Genomic DNA, 13,604 nt, shown 5'->3' with positions numbered 1-13,604 from the left:
ACCGAGTGCCGCCAGCGGGTAGAGTGGCGCGCATGAGCGATGAAGCCACCTCCTTCCCCGGCGAGCGCGTCTCCGGCTACGACACGACGAGTCGCCGCGACAGCGACTACTACGCCGTCTTCGCCGACATCCCGGCGGACGACCGCGCCGCCTGGGATCGCGCGAAGGCGTACGTCGACGAAGTCGGCCCTCGCATGGCGGATGCCTGGGATCGCGGCGAATACCCGCTCGACATCGCACGGCGCATGGGAGAGATGGACCTCGTCGTCGACGGCATCGATCACCCGAAACTGACCCGCTTCTCGCCGCTGGCCGCCGGACTGGTCAACATGGAGATCTCCCGCGGCGACGGTTCGCTCGGCACGGTGCTGGCGGTACAGGGCGGGCTCGCACTGCGCACGCTCGCGCTGTTCGGCAGCGACGAGCAGCAGGAGCGATGGCTGACTGCACTGGCCGACGGCTCGGTGCTCGGCTCCTTCGCACTCACCGAACCCGACCACGGCTCGGACTCGGTATCGCTGGAGACCGAGGCGCGACGCGACGGCGACAGCTGGGTCATCCGCGGGGCGAAGAAGTGGATCGGCAACGGCGCATCAGGCGGCATCACGTTCGTGTGGGCTCGCGTGGACGACCCGGATGCGGACGAGCACGGCGCCGTGCGCTGCTTCCTGGTCGAGCAGGACTCCCCCGGCTACACGGGCACCGTGATACCAGGGAAGGGCTCGCTGCGCGGCATCCATCAGGCGCACATCGTGCTCGATGACGTGCGCGTTCCGCTGGATGCGGCCCTGCCGGGTACGCGTAGTTTCAAGGACGCGTCGACCGTCCTCTACGCCACCCGCTCTGGCGTCGCATGGTCGGCGCTCGGCCACGCGACCGCCTGCTACGAGGCCGCGCTGGCCTACGCCATGCAGCGCGTGCAGTTCGGCAAGCCGCTGGCGAAGTTCCAGATGGTGCAGGAGCGCCTGACGCACATGCTCGAGGACCTCACGGCGATGCAGCTGTACTGCCGTCGCCTGGCCGACCTCGAGACGGCCGGCGAATTGCGACCGACGCAGGCCTCACTCGCGAAATTCCACAACACGCGCGCTGCCAGGCGGATCGCGTCGACGGCGCGCGATCTGCTCGGCGGCAACGGCATCCTGCTCGAGAACGGCGTCATCCAGCACATGGCCGACATCGAAGCGATCCACACTTACGAGGGCACCGAGAGCGTGCAGGCACTGCTGCTCGGCCGCGACATCACCGGAATGAGCGCGTTCGTCTGACGCATCCCGCCGCTCCCTCATCGCGGGACATACTCTGCGGGGCGAGACCGACCTGCACAGGCCAAGCCTCACCCCGCAGAGCACGTCTCGCGGGAAGGTGTCAGTTCGCGCAGCCGCACGACCCGGACGGGCCGCGCACCATGAAGCAGACGTCGCACACGCCGTAGTCGCGCTCTTCGACCTTGGTCGGGCGCACAGGGCGCGCCGGAGCAGCCGCACGGGGCGCCGCCGCCTTCTTGGAGCCCGGCGTCCGCTTGGTGGATGCCTTGAGCGGGGTGGATTCCGCGTACGCGCTCGGGTGCGTGACGAAGAAATACGGCGCGCGGCCTTCGCTCGGCTGCAGCCGGAGCATGGTCGAACCAACGACGATCTGCTCCCAGGACTCGAAGCCGTTCGTGTAGGTCTTGCCGATGTGCAGCGGGGCGCCCTCGCCCACACGGACAGCTTCGATGTAGCGGCCGCGGTCGATGAAGGCGGAGATGCCAACGGCGTCGGTGATCGCCGTGATGAATTCGTGATTGATCTGGTCGATCCGGTGCGCGCGAAGCGCCTCGGGAAGGTTGCGATAGGGACGGGAGGTGCCTGCGGGGGTCGGCCCCTGTACTTCGTTCATTGCTTCCAGGATCTCACGCGCGGAGGGATACCACACACCAATGTCCGGCATGCAAGACTGGCCCCATGGCGCGGGCGACGATCATCGGCAGTGGTCCGAACGGACTTTCGGCGGCTGTGTCCATGGCACGCGCCGGCTACGAGGTGCGCGTTCTCGAGTCGGCGCGCACGATCGGCGGCGGTGTGCGCACCCTGGAATCCACGCTGTCCGGCTTCCGCCACGACGTCTGCTCGGCTGTGCACCCGGCGGCGCTCGCCTCGCCGTTCTACCAGGCATTCGGACTCGCGGAGCGGATCGAGTGGATCCGTCCGGCGATCTCGTACGCGCATCCGCTCGACGACGGCCGCGCGGGCATCGCGTGGCGCGATATCGAACGGACGGCCACCGGGCTCGGTGTCGACGAGCGCGCCTGGCTGAGCCGGCTGCGCCCGCTGAGCTCCCATATCGGCGGCGTCGTCGACTTCACCGGCAATCAGATGCTCCGCATCCCGCACGACCCGATCACGGCCGTTCGTTTCGCCCTGCGGATGCTGGATCAGGGCTCGCCTCTCGCCGCACGCGCCTTCCGGACCGATGAAGCCGCTGCGCTGATGTCCGGTGTGCTGGCGCACGCCAACACGCCCCTCCCCTCGCTCGCCGGGGCTGCCGCCGGGTTGCTGCTGGCCGCGCAGGCCCACGCCGGCGGGTGGATGTATCCGCGCGGCGGAGCGCAGCCCATCGCAGACATCATGGCCGAAGACCTCGCCGCCCACGGCGGAACGATCGAAACCGGTGTGAAGGTCGACGACCTCGCCTCCCTCGACTGGGGCGACCCGGCGCGTGGCGACGTGCTGATGCTGAACACGTCGCCACGGCTCCTGTTGACGCATCCGGACATTCCCGCGCGCTACGCGCGCGCGATCCGCGGATACCGATACGGCCCAGCCGCCGCCAAGGTCGATTTCGCGCTCGACGGGCCGGTCCCGTGGGCGAACGCCGACGTCGCGAAAGCCCCGACCGTGCATGTGGGCGGCACGCGCGAAGAGGTCTGGGCGAGCGAGAACGCGGTCGCCAGAGGCGTCGTCAGCGAGCGTCCGTACGTGCTCACCGTGCAGCCCTCGGTGCTCGACGACACCCGTGCGCCGGAAGGCAAAGCCGTGCTCTGGGCTTACATCCACGTGCCGCAGGGATCCCACCTCGACGCGACAGAACTGATCACCAACCAGGTCGAGCGGTTCGCTCCGGGGTTCCGCGACCGCATCCTCGCGCATCATGCCGTCCCGGCATCCGCACGGGAAGCGATCAACCCGGCCGAGATCGGCGGCGACATCCTCGGGGGCGCGTTCACGATCGCGCAGGCGCTGCGACGGCCGACGCTGTCGACAGCACCGTGGCGGACGCCGATGGCCGGCGTGTACCTGGCCTCCGCGTCCACGCCCCCCGGCCCCGGCGTGAACGGCATGGCCGGCTGGCACGCCGCCCGCACCGCACTCAGGGATGGCGGCGCCAGGGTCTCGCTCAACGACCTCTTCTGAGGACGGCACTATCCGCCGCACGGCCGCACCGGGCAGGATGGCACCATGGCGTACGACATTCCGGCTCCCATGCTCGCGAAGGCGGCACCGGCCGTCCCCGACCCGGCCAGGACACCGGGCGGGCTGCTCTACGAACCGAAGTGGGACGGCTTCCGCGGACTCCTGGCCTGGGACGGCGAGACGCTCGAGATCGGTTCCCGCGGAGCCAAGCCGCTGACGCGCTACTTCCCCGAACTGGCGGATGCCGCGGCGACCGCACTGCCCCGCCCGTGCCTCCTCGACGGCGAGATCGTCGTCGCCACCGGTGAACCGGGCGCGCAGCGGCTGGACTGGGAGGCGCTCAGTCAGCGCATCCATCCGGCGGCCTCCCGCATCACCCGGCTCGCCGCCGAGACGCCGGCCATGTTCATCGCGTTCGATCTTCTCGCCGACGGGGACGAGCTGCTGCAGGATCGGCCGTTCGCCGAGCGTCGCGAACGGCTCGAGCGATTGCTCACCGGCATCCCGCATCCCTTCCACCTGACGCGCACGACCCGGGATCGCGCTCTCGCCCAGCGCTGGCTGGCCGAATTCGAGGGCGCCGGCCTCGACGGCGTCGTCGCCAAGCCGTTGGATCAGCCCTACGCACCGGGCAAGCGCACGCTCATCAAGATCAAGCACGCGCGGACCGCCGACGTCGTGGCGCTGGGCTACCGCATCCACAAGTCGGGGTCGGGCGTCGGTTCGCTCCTCGTCGGGCTGTACGACGCCGACGGAGTGCTCCGCCAGGTCGGCGGTGTCGCGGCCTTCAGCGACGTCAGACGGCAGGAGCTCGTCGACGAGCTCGCTCCGTTCGTCGAGCGGGATGCCGAGGGCGAAGCCGTCACCGGCGAGGGTGAGCGCAGCCGGTTCTCGGGCGCCAAGGATGTGTCGTTCGTGCGGTTGCGCCCCGAGCGCGTGCTCGAGGTGCGCTACGACCAGATGGAGGGCGCTCGCTTCCGGCACACCGTGCAGTTCGAACGCTGGCGCCCGGATCGCGAAGCCCGCTCGTGCACGTACGCGCAGCTCGAGACGGTCGCCGGCTACGACCTGGACGAGGTGCTGGAGCGGGTGTGACCCGGCACTCGCCATAGGATGGTGCCGTCCGGGAGGGGTCGACGGTGAACGGTGAATGGCGAGTCGGCACGGCGACCGGACTGGTGGTGCTCGGCACCGCGGTGGTCGTCTGGTCCGCTTTCGCCATCGCGACGGATCTCCTCGGCGCCTCGACCTGGGCGGAAGCCGAGACGGTGAAGTGGTGGCTGCTCCTTGCGGTCCTGACCGGTGTCATCGCCGGCCTGTCCGCGAAGACGCTGCATCGCGCCGACGAATGGCTCGATGACATCCCTGCGAAGTCCTATCTGCCCTCCGTCGCCTGGTTCGCCGGCATCGCGCTGGGCGCCCTCGTCGCCGCACTGACCATCAGCGACCTCGTCCTGCGGATCGTCGCCGCTGCGGTCGCCATCACCGCGGCGCTGTTCATGGTGCTGCGCGCTCGGATGCTCCGCGACGAGATCCGCTCCACACGTGCGGAGTACGCCAGAGTCGAGGCGCTGCGCGCGCACGGGCGCCGGGTGCGGGCGGAGGTCGTCGACGCCGAGTTCACGCAGGTCTGGGTCGGCGCGATGATGCTGTTCGAGGTGACCGCCGAGTACACCGCGCGCTCTGGCACCCATCAGGTGCACGAGCGACTGCTGACCGGCATCGACGACGCGCCGACGATCGGCGGAACCGTGCTGCTGTGGGTCGCGGCCGACGGCTCGGCCCCGACGGATGTGTTCATGGACCCGGATCCAGACAGCATCCGGCATCCGGATCCCTCGCAGTTCCTGCCGGTCTCCGACCCGCGGATGCCCGGGGGCGACGCGATCTCCTGATCCTCAGTCGCTGACCGGGTCGCCGTTCTCGTCCCAGTTCTCGGCGACCTTCTTGCTCGGCTGCACCCGCGGCGGTTCGCCGGGCATCTTGGGGAACTCCGGCGGGAACGACAGTTCGCCCAGGCCGTTCTCGACGTCGCGCTCCCACCAGCCGAGCAACGTCTCGATGCGCCCCGGCGCGGCCTGCAGTTCGGCCCACGGGTCTCCGACGTCCGCCAGGCGCTTCGGGATGCTGCGGACCGTGAAGCTCTTCGGATCCACGTCGTTCAACTCGTCCCAGTGCACCGGCGTGGACACGGTGGCCCCGGGGAGCGCACGCGGGCTGTACGCACCGGCCATCGTGCGGTCTCGGTTGGCCTGGTTGAAGTCGACGAAGACGCGCTCCCCGCGTTCTTCCTTCCACCAGCTCATCGTCACCTGCTCCGGCATCCGGCGCTCCAGCTCGCGACCGGCCGCGATGACCGCGTGCCGCACGTCGAGGAACTCGTGCTCGGGGACGATCGGGCAGAACACGTGCAGACCCCGGTTGCCGCTCGTCTTGATGAACGGCTCCAGCCCGCCGTCACGCAGCACTTCGCGCAGCCCGTGCGCGGCGACGACGGCATCCGCGAAGTCCGTACCCGGCTGCGGATCGAGGTCGATGCGCAGTTCGACCGGGTTGTCCGGGTCATCGGCCAGTGACGCCCACGGGTGGAACACGATCGTGTTCATCTGCACCGCCCACACGATCGCGCTCGGACGGTTGAAGACGATCTGCGGATGACGGCGCCCGCTGTTGTACGTCACCGTCACGGCATCCACGAAGTCGGGCGTGCCCTTGGGGGGGTTCTTCGAGAAGAAGCTCTCGCCGCCGATCCCGTCGCGGAACCGCTCGAGCGAGACCGGACGGTGCCCGTTCGCGTTCAGGAACGGGGTCGCCACCTGTTGGGCGTACTCCGCGAGCTCGGCCTTGGTGATGCCGATCTCCGGCCAGATCACGCGGCTGGGGCTGGACAGCGCGAGCTCGCGCTCACCCTCGGGGTCGGACACGGTCACGGTGACGCGTTCTGAGGCCATGCGTCGACCTTATTGCGAACCGACGGCGTCGGCCAGGGTCGGGCGGTTCAGTCTCCGAGATCGACCGCGAGCACCAGCACCGGCGCGAGCGCGTCGCGCTCGACGATGATCGACGGGCCGGCGGCGTCCACGAGGATGCCGGCCATCTCCGGGTGCGTGGAGAGCACCTTGGCGAGCTGCTCCGGCGTGAACGGCATCGGTCGGTCTCCGCGACCGAGTGCGACGACCTCGAGCGGGTGCGAGAAGAGCTGGAGGAATCGCTTGCCGTCGGGGGTCTGCGCCTCGGCGATGCCCACCTGACCGCTGGACGTGCCGTCGTTGACGGCGACCCACGCCTTGGTCTTCGCCAGTGCTTCGCCGACCTTGACCGCGGTGTCCGCCTCGCGAGGACCCGACAGCAGCGTCTTGATCGTGAGGTCGGGGTCGGCCTGGTCGAGTGCCTTCTTCAGCACCTCGGTCGGGAAGACCGCGCGGTGGACGCCCGACGCGTTGTCGATGATCAGCCCGGTGAACTCGCCGGCGACGACCTGCTGGATGACCGATGTCACCGGCTGGGCGACCGCGGACGTCGCGGTCGGGTCGGTCTCGCGCTGCACCGAGTCGCGCACCGAAGCGGCGTTGCTGAAGGCGAGCATGAACGAGCGGTCCTCGTCGCGGACCACGGCGATCGAGAGCGCCTGCCCCTCGGCGATCTGCGTGCGGGCGTCGCCGTTGACACGGAGATACAGATGACCCTGAAGCGCCTGACGGAGCACACCCAGCAGCTGCTCGTTGGTCGCGCCCTCGGCGAGTTCGGCGAGGGCCTCGCGGAGCAGGACGTTGTCCTTCATCCCGGCAACCGTCTCGGTCTGCTCGGGAGGAAGAGCGGCCGCCAGCGGCAGGGTGCGCTTCGCCGGAGATGCGGGGGCCGTCGGTGCGGAGGGCGCGGATGCCTGAACCTGCGGGCGCGGTGCGGCGGGCTCGGTGCTCGGCAGCGTGACCTCGGGTCCGGCGTCCGCGCCGACGCCACGGAACGCCTGCACCGAGATGCCGACCGTGGGAGCCGCCTCGCTCTCGGGCTGATCCGTCGTCGGGTCGTCGGGCTGAACCGCATCGTCCGCCTCGTCGACGGTCGGCTCAGCGACCGGGACGGCGTCGTCGGCGGACTTCTTGCGGCGGGAGAACAATGCCATGCCAGTCAGCCTAATCGCCGCCGCGCGCGTGGACCGCACCGCCGCCCGCTGCGGGCGACCGCGCGCCGCTACAGCTTCTCGATCGGCGCGATCTTGATGAGGAGCTTCTTCTGCCCCGCCGAGTCGAACCGCACGTGCGCGATGCGTTTCGCGCCTTCGCCGGTCACGGCATCCACCCGCCCCTCGCCGAAATCCTCGTGGCGGATGCGGTCACCGGCAGTGAGTTCGAGGTCGCCGTTGTCCCGCACCTTCGAGGTGACCTTGTTGGGGAAACGATCCATCGACGTCGACAGCGGCTTGAGCGAGCTGCCGAGCGGCTTCACTCCGAACCGATCTCCGCCCCCGCCGGGACGACGCGCGTTGAGCGCACGCGACTGCGTCCCGCCGCGCGAGTTCACATCCCCGGGCGACTGGCGCCAGTCGATGAGACCGGCGGGGATCTCCTGCAGGAACCGGCTCGGCATCGCCACCGTCACCTCACCGAACTGTGCGCGGGTCATCGCGAGCGACAGATGCAGACGCTTGCGTGCGCGCGTGATGCCGACGTAGAACAGTCGCCGCTCCTCCTGCGGACCACCCGGCTCACCCGCCGAGATGCGGTGCGGGATGAGGTCCTCCTCGACGCCCGTGACGAACACGGCGTCGTACTCCAGGCCCTTCGCGGTGTGCATCGTCATCATCGACACCGAGCCGGACTCGTCATCCAGGTCGTCGGCGTCCGAGACCAGCGCGACGTCGGTGAGGAAGTCCACGATGGTTCCGTCGGGGTTGTTGCGAGCGAAGTCACGCGTCACGGCCACGAACTCGTCGAGGTTCTCGACGCGCGCCTCATCCTGAGGGTCGCGGCTCGCGCGCAGCGCATCCAGATAGCCGCTCTTCGCGAGCAGCAGCGTGAGTCCGTCTGCGACCGACGTCGCCGGCGGCACCTCGCCGGAAGAGGGCAGCACGATCTCGGATGCCTCGGCCAGCACGGCATCCAGGTGCGCGATGGCCGCCTGCAGCTTGGGCCCGACGCCGAGCTCGGCGGGGCGCGACAGCGCCTCGCGGAACGTGATGCCGTGGTCCTCGGCGAACCGCGCGATCGCCGTCTCTGTGACGTCGCCGATGCCGCGTCGCGGCTTGTTCAGGATGCGTCGCAGCGACATCTCGTCGGCGGGGTTCGCGACGGAGACGAGGTACGCCAGCGCGTCCTTGATCTCGGCGCGCTCGTAGAACTTCGTGCCGCCCATGATCTTGTACGGGACGGCAGAGCGGATGAAGATCTCCTCGAGCGCACGCGACTGCGAGTTCGTGCGGTAGAACACCGCCACCTCGGAGTACGGGATGCCCTTTCGATGCAGCGCCTCGACCTCGTCCGCGACGAACTGCGCCTCATCGTGCTGCGAGTACCCGGTGAAGCCGACGATCTTCTCGCCGTCACCGCGATCGGTCCACAGCTTCTTGTCCTTGCGGTCGAAGTTGTTGCCGATCACCGCGTTCGCCGCCGAGAGGATGTTCTGCGTCGAGCGGTAGTTCTGTTCGAGGAGCACGACCTTCGCACCGGGGAAGTCGCGCTCGAACTCGCTGATGTTGCGGATGTCCGCACCGCGGAAGGCGTAGATCGACTGATCGCTGTCGCCGACGACGGTCAGCGACGCGCCTTCGAGTGCCGGTGACGTCTCGGGCTCGAAGATCATCATGCCGTTCGCGGCATACGGGTCGGGGGCGCTCGACGACACGGGACGCGTCAGTTCGTGGATCAGCGCGTACTGCGCGTGGTTGGTGTCCTGGTACTCGTCGACGAGAATGTGCCGGAACCGTCGCCGATAGGTGTCCGCGACCTGCGGGAAGGCGCGGAACAGGAAGACGGTCTGTCCGATGAGATCGTCGAAATCGAACGCGTTCGCCTTCTGCAGCTGGCGCTGATAGTCGCCGAAGATCTCGACGAAGAGGCGCTCGGCCGGATCGGACATGTTCGCCTGACGGGCGTAGGCCTCGGCATCCGACAGCTCGTTCTTGAGCTTGGAGATGCGGGACTGCACGGATGCCGGGGTGAGTCCGTATGCGTCGGCCTCGTGCTCTTTCACGAGCCGTTTGATGAGCGCGCGCGAGTCGCCGGAGTCGTAGATCGTGAATGTCTTGGTGAAGCCGAACTGCTCGGCCTCGCGCCGCAGGATCCGCACGCATGCGGAGTGGAACGTCGAGATCCACATGCCGCGGGAGGCTTCGCCGACGAGCGCGCCGACCCGCTCGCGCATCTCGCCGGCGGCCTTGTTCGTGAAGGTGATGGCGAGGATCTGGCTCGGCCATGCCTCGCGTCCCCGCAGCAGCGAGGCGATGCGGCGCGTCAGCACGCTCGTCTTGCCCGAGCCGGCACCCGCCACGATGAGCAGCGCGGGGCCGCGATAGGTCACTGCTTCGAGCTGCTGCGGATTGAGGCCTGCCAGGAGGTCGTCCTGCGCCTGGGGCCCGGCTGTTCCGGGAACGATGAGAGGTGCGTCGGTCATGTCCTATCGAGTCTAAGCGGCGCCACCGACACGGCGCTCCGACGAACGCCTCAGGCGATGCGGGTCCCCGGCGGCAGGCGTCGCGCCGGCGTCCGCGTGCGCGACCAGGCGCCGGCGAACAGGCCGCCGGCGATCAGGATCTGGATGCCGAGACCGACGAACCAGCTCGGCACCGTTCCTTCCATGATCTCCTCCGGCGTGCGCATGTCGCCGTAGTTCCCCGCGCACTCATCCCAGCGCTGCTCGACCGGCGGCTGCTGCGCCGCTCGCACCCCGAGCTTGATCTGACCGAACATGTCGACCGGATAGCCGTCATCGTTGAACTCCGTCGGCGTCGCATCGGCGAGCACGACGAAGGGGTTGGCCGCCAGCACCCACCACACGCGGTCGAACCGGGGAACCTCGTAGGTATACGTCTCCCACTCGTCGCAGTTCACTTCGCCGTTCGTGTCGTAGGGCCGGCTGTAGCTGGTCGCCTCGCTGCGCAGCGCTGCGCCACCGAGCCCGAACACGATGAGCGTCCCGATCGTGAGGGCGGCGACGACGAGGTACGTCGCGGCGACCGAGAACAGCGGACGCGCGATGATCCCGCTCAGCCCCACGCCGATCGTGGCGACGATCACGATCTCGACGGCCAGGATCAGCAGCGAGACGAGCAGCACGAGCGCGTTCGCACCGCCGCCGAGCAGCCCGATCGCGAGGAACGGCAGCGCGACCAGCAGGAACGCTCCGCCGGTCGCGATCGCGGCGAGGAGTTTTCCGAGCATGATGTCGCCCGTGGACGCCGCCGTCACCTGGATCGCTGCGAGCGTCGCCGCCTCGCGATCGCCGTTGATCGCGTTGCCGCTGAGCGTCGGCGAGACGAGCACGACGAGCAGCAGCACCACGTTCACGATGATCGAGTACACCCCTGCACCCATCGCGTCGCCCCAGGAGTAGACCATGAAGGCCAGTGCGGTGATCCCGACGAGCAGCAGCGCGAAGACGCCGAGCAGGATGTACCAGCCGACGCTGCGCAGCCGCTGCGTCAGTTCGAGTCGTGCGATCGTTGCGATGTGCGCGGCGCTCATGCACCAGCCTCCGTTTCGGACGAGGGATGCGCCGGCGGCGATGCCGTCGCGCTGCGGAGGTTGAGGAACGTGTGCTCGAGAGCGCTCTGCGCCGGTGCGAACTCCGCGACCGCGAGTCGCGCCTCGATGAGCAGGCGCAGAGCGGCTGCCGCGGCATCCTCGCCGGGGAACCCGACGACGACCGCGCCGCGGTCCGCTCCGACCGACTCGACCGGGATGCCGAGAGTCGACGCGACCTGCCAGGCATCGGCGCTGAAGCGCTCATCGGTCGCGCCCGCCAGCCGGACGCGCCACGCGCGGGTGGCCGACGGGGCGGGGGCCGCGTCGACGACGGAACCCGCCACGAGGAACACCGCGTCGTCGACGACCTCCTCCAACTCGGACAGGATGTGGCTCGAGATCAGCACCGTCCGACCCTGGCTCGCGAAGTCGCGCAGCAGCAGGCGCAGGTGAACCCGCGCTTGCGGATCGAGCCCGGATGCCGGCTCGTCGAGCAGCAGCACCTGCGGGTCGTGCACGAGCGCGCGCGCCAGTCCGAGCTTCTGCTTCTGTCCGCGTGAGAGCACCTTCGCGGGCGCGTCCGCGAGCTCCTGCAGGCCGACCAGCGCCAGCAGTTCGGTCGCGCGAGCCGCCGCATCCGGCTTGGACATGTCGTACAGCCGAGCCGTCGTGGTGATGGTCTCCCTGGCTGTCAGCGATGGCCAGGCGCCCAGCGCATCCGGCATCCATCCAAGGAGTCGCCTCGCCGCGAGTGGCTCGGTCACTGGGTCGATGTCGCCGATGCGGATGCTGCCGGTATCGGGCGCGAGCAGCGAGGCGAGCATCAGCAGCAACGTGGTCTTCCCCGCGCCGTTCGGGCCGACCAGTCCGGTCACCCGACCGGCCCTGGCATGGAAGCTCGCGTGTCGGACGGCGTGCACTTCGCCGAATGATCTGGTGACGCCCTCGGCGATGATTCCGCTCATCCGGTCATCATGGCATCGCGGAGCACCCGAACCGTGGAACTGCCAGGTGACGCTCAGCGCATGGTCGATCCTCAGGCGCGCACTGGCAGAATCGGGGCATGCGCACGATCCTCAACATCATCTGGCTGATCCTGGCCGGGTGGGCACTGTTCCTCGGCTACGTGCTCGCGGGCATTCTGCTGTGCATCCCGATCATCACGATCCCGTGGGCGATCGCCTCCTTCCGCATCGCCGGCTACGCCATCTGGCCGTTCGGGCGCGAGGTCGTCAGCAGGCCGACCGCCGGCGTCGGGTCCTTCCTCGGCAACGTCATCTGGGTGATCCTCGCCGGATGGTGGCTCGCGATCGGACACATCGTCTCCGGCATCGCGCTGTGCATCACGATCATCGGCATCCCGATGGGCATCGCCGACTTCAAGCTCGTGCCCGTGTCGCTGATGCCGCTGGGCAAGGAGATCGTCAAGTCGGGAACCGGCGCCTTCGACCGGACGCTGTGACCTCAGGAGGTCAGTTCCGGAAGAAGCCCACGCCGAGATCCGGGTGGTCGACGAAGACCCCGTCGACACCGGTGCGCGCGATCGCGCGCCACTCCCCCTCGTAGTCGCCGTAGGCCTCACGCGGACCGTCGCTGCGGAACTCCGGCGAGAGGAACGCGTTCTCCGGGCGGCACGTCCAGGTGAACACCTGCAGGCCTCTGGCATGCGCGTCGGCGACGATCGAATTCGGCGTGCTCAGCAGCATCCGCTTGTTCACGCTGATCCCGTCGACTCGGCCGACGAGGCCGTCCAGACCGGCCGACTCCACCGTGGCCGGGTAGGTCAGCGCCTTCTTGCCGTGCGCGACGAGCTGATCGTACGGCCGCCCCTTCGCCTCGATCAGGTACACGTAGGATGCCGCGATGCCTGCCGCGCGCAGTTGCGCGAGCACGGTCGATTCGAAGGACTCGATGATGAGCGGCAGCTCGCCGTCCGCCCAGCCCGCGGCGCGCAGATCACGCGCGATCAAGGGCGCGAGGCCCAGACCGATGCTCTCGAAGTAGGTCGCATGCTTGATCTCGAGCACGACGCCGATCTCGCGCCCGTGCTCGGCCGAGCCGTCGCGCACGAGGTCGAGGACGTCGATCAGCCGGAGGATCGGCTGCCCGCGGTCGAAGCTGGCGCTCGACTGCCGGAGCTCGGGAACCCGCTCACGGACGCGCAGCGTGGCGAGTTCGTCCCAGGTGAAGTCCTCCGTGAACCAGCCGGTCAGCGCCTGGCCGTCGATCCGCTTCGTGGTCCTGCGCTCCGCGAATTCCGGATGGTCGGCCACATCCGTGGTCCCCGAGATCTCGTTCTCGTGGCGCACGACGAGCACTCCGTCGCCGGTCGCGACCACGTCGGGCTCGACCGCGTCCACTCCCATCGCCAGCGCGAGCTCGTAGGCGGATCGGCTGTGCTCCGGCCGATACCCGGATGCGCCGCGATGACCGATGACGAGGGGCGCATTCCTTGGCATGCTCTCAGCGTAGAACAGCGCACGCATCCGACAGCCCGGGTACTGTATTAACAAGCGATATCAAGACCCCC

At 69.0% G+C, this 13,604-nt stretch carries 12 protein-coding genes; 5 read left to right on the top strand and 7 right to left on the bottom strand.

What is annotated here, in order from left to right; translation table 11 throughout:
* Window positions 1-32 precede the first annotated feature (32 nt).
* The gene (locus tag AC3ANJ_RS05310; RefSeq protein WP_488318557.1) at window positions 33-1,268 is read left to right on the top strand and encodes an acyl-CoA dehydrogenase family protein; all 1,236 of its coding nucleotides are present in this window, start codon (window positions 33-35) and stop codon (window positions 1,266-1,268) included.
* Between the two features lie 100 nt (window positions 1,269-1,368).
* Here AC3ANJ_RS05310 and AC3ANJ_RS05305 read toward each other — a convergent pair whose 3' ends face one another.
* A complete protein-coding gene (locus AC3ANJ_RS05305; protein WP_406246257.1) occupies window positions 1,369-1,881 on the bottom strand; it encodes a hypothetical protein in 513 nt (170 codons plus the stop codon).
* 65 nt (window positions 1,882-1,946) lie between these two features.
* Here AC3ANJ_RS05305 and AC3ANJ_RS05300 point away from each other — a divergent pair, with 65 nt between their 5' ends.
* Genes AC3ANJ_RS05300 through AC3ANJ_RS05290 form a run of 3 tightly spaced genes read left to right on the top strand, consistent with a single transcriptional unit; the run spans window position 1,947 to window position 5,290 of the window.
* Window positions 1,947-3,395 carry a phytoene desaturase family protein gene (locus tag AC3ANJ_RS05300; RefSeq protein ID WP_488318556.1) on the top strand — a complete coding sequence of 483 codons (1,449 nt, stop codon included), beginning with the start codon at window positions 1,947-1,949 and terminating at the stop codon, window positions 3,393-3,395.
* 45 nt (window positions 3,396-3,440) lie between these two features.
* Complete coding sequence (locus AC3ANJ_RS05295) at window positions 3,441-4,490, top strand: ATP-dependent DNA ligase (RefSeq protein WP_488318555.1); 1,050 nt, start codon at window positions 3,441-3,443, stop codon at window positions 4,488-4,490.
* 44 nt (window positions 4,491-4,534) lie between these two features.
* Entirely contained in the window at window positions 4,535-5,290 is a 756-nt protein-coding gene (locus AC3ANJ_RS05290) for a hypothetical protein (protein ID WP_488318554.1), read from the top strand.
* Window positions 5,291-5,293: 3 nt separating this feature from the next.
* Here AC3ANJ_RS05290 and ligD read toward each other — a convergent pair whose 3' ends face one another.
* The 5 genes from ligD to AC3ANJ_RS05265 form a co-directional block, all read right to left on the bottom strand.
* Window positions 5,294-6,346: a non-homologous end-joining DNA ligase gene (gene ligD, locus AC3ANJ_RS05285; protein ID WP_488318553.1), complete on the bottom strand. Its 1,053-nt coding sequence runs from the start codon at window positions 6,344-6,346 to the stop codon at window positions 5,294-5,296.
* A 47-nt stretch (window positions 6,347-6,393) separates the two neighbouring features.
* Window positions 6,394-7,518, bottom strand: a complete 1,125-nt coding sequence (locus AC3ANJ_RS05280) for an SseB family protein (RefSeq protein WP_488318552.1) — start codon at window positions 7,516-7,518, stop codon at window positions 6,394-6,396.
* A gap of 68 nt (window positions 7,519-7,586) precedes the next feature.
* The gene (locus AC3ANJ_RS05275; RefSeq protein WP_488318551.1) at window positions 7,587-10,004 is read right to left on the bottom strand and encodes an ATP-dependent helicase; all 2,418 of its coding nucleotides are present in this window, start codon (window positions 10,002-10,004) and stop codon (window positions 7,587-7,589) included.
* A gap of 50 nt (window positions 10,005-10,054) precedes the next feature.
* The gene (locus tag AC3ANJ_RS05270; protein ID WP_488318550.1) at window positions 10,055-11,074 is read right to left on the bottom strand and encodes an ABC transporter permease; all 1,020 of its coding nucleotides are present in this window, start codon (window positions 11,072-11,074) and stop codon (window positions 10,055-10,057) included.
* Entirely contained in the window at window positions 11,071-12,039 is a 969-nt protein-coding gene (locus AC3ANJ_RS05265) for an ABC transporter ATP-binding protein (protein WP_488318549.1), read from the bottom strand. Before AC3ANJ_RS05265 ends, AC3ANJ_RS05270 begins: the two co-directional genes overlap by 4 nt.
* 98 nt (window positions 12,040-12,137) lie before the next feature.
* Between AC3ANJ_RS05265 and AC3ANJ_RS05260 the strand changes: the two genes are divergently transcribed.
* On the top strand, window positions 12,138-12,536 hold the full coding sequence (locus AC3ANJ_RS05260; RefSeq protein WP_376179045.1) for a YccF domain-containing protein: 399 nt from the start codon (window positions 12,138-12,140) through the stop codon (window positions 12,534-12,536).
* 10 nt (window positions 12,537-12,546) lie between these two features.
* Here AC3ANJ_RS05260 and AC3ANJ_RS05255 read toward each other — a convergent pair whose 3' ends face one another.
* The gene (locus tag AC3ANJ_RS05255; protein WP_488318548.1) at window positions 12,547-13,533 is read right to left on the bottom strand and encodes a glycerophosphodiester phosphodiesterase family protein; all 987 of its coding nucleotides are present in this window, start codon (window positions 13,531-13,533) and stop codon (window positions 12,547-12,549) included.
* Window positions 13,534-13,604 lie beyond the last annotated feature (71 nt).

The organism is Microbacterium sp. STRO-1N, assembly GCF_057748015.1.
The sequence above is the reverse complement of the archived record's forward strand: the minus strand, read 5'-3'. Positions and strand labels throughout refer to the sequence as shown.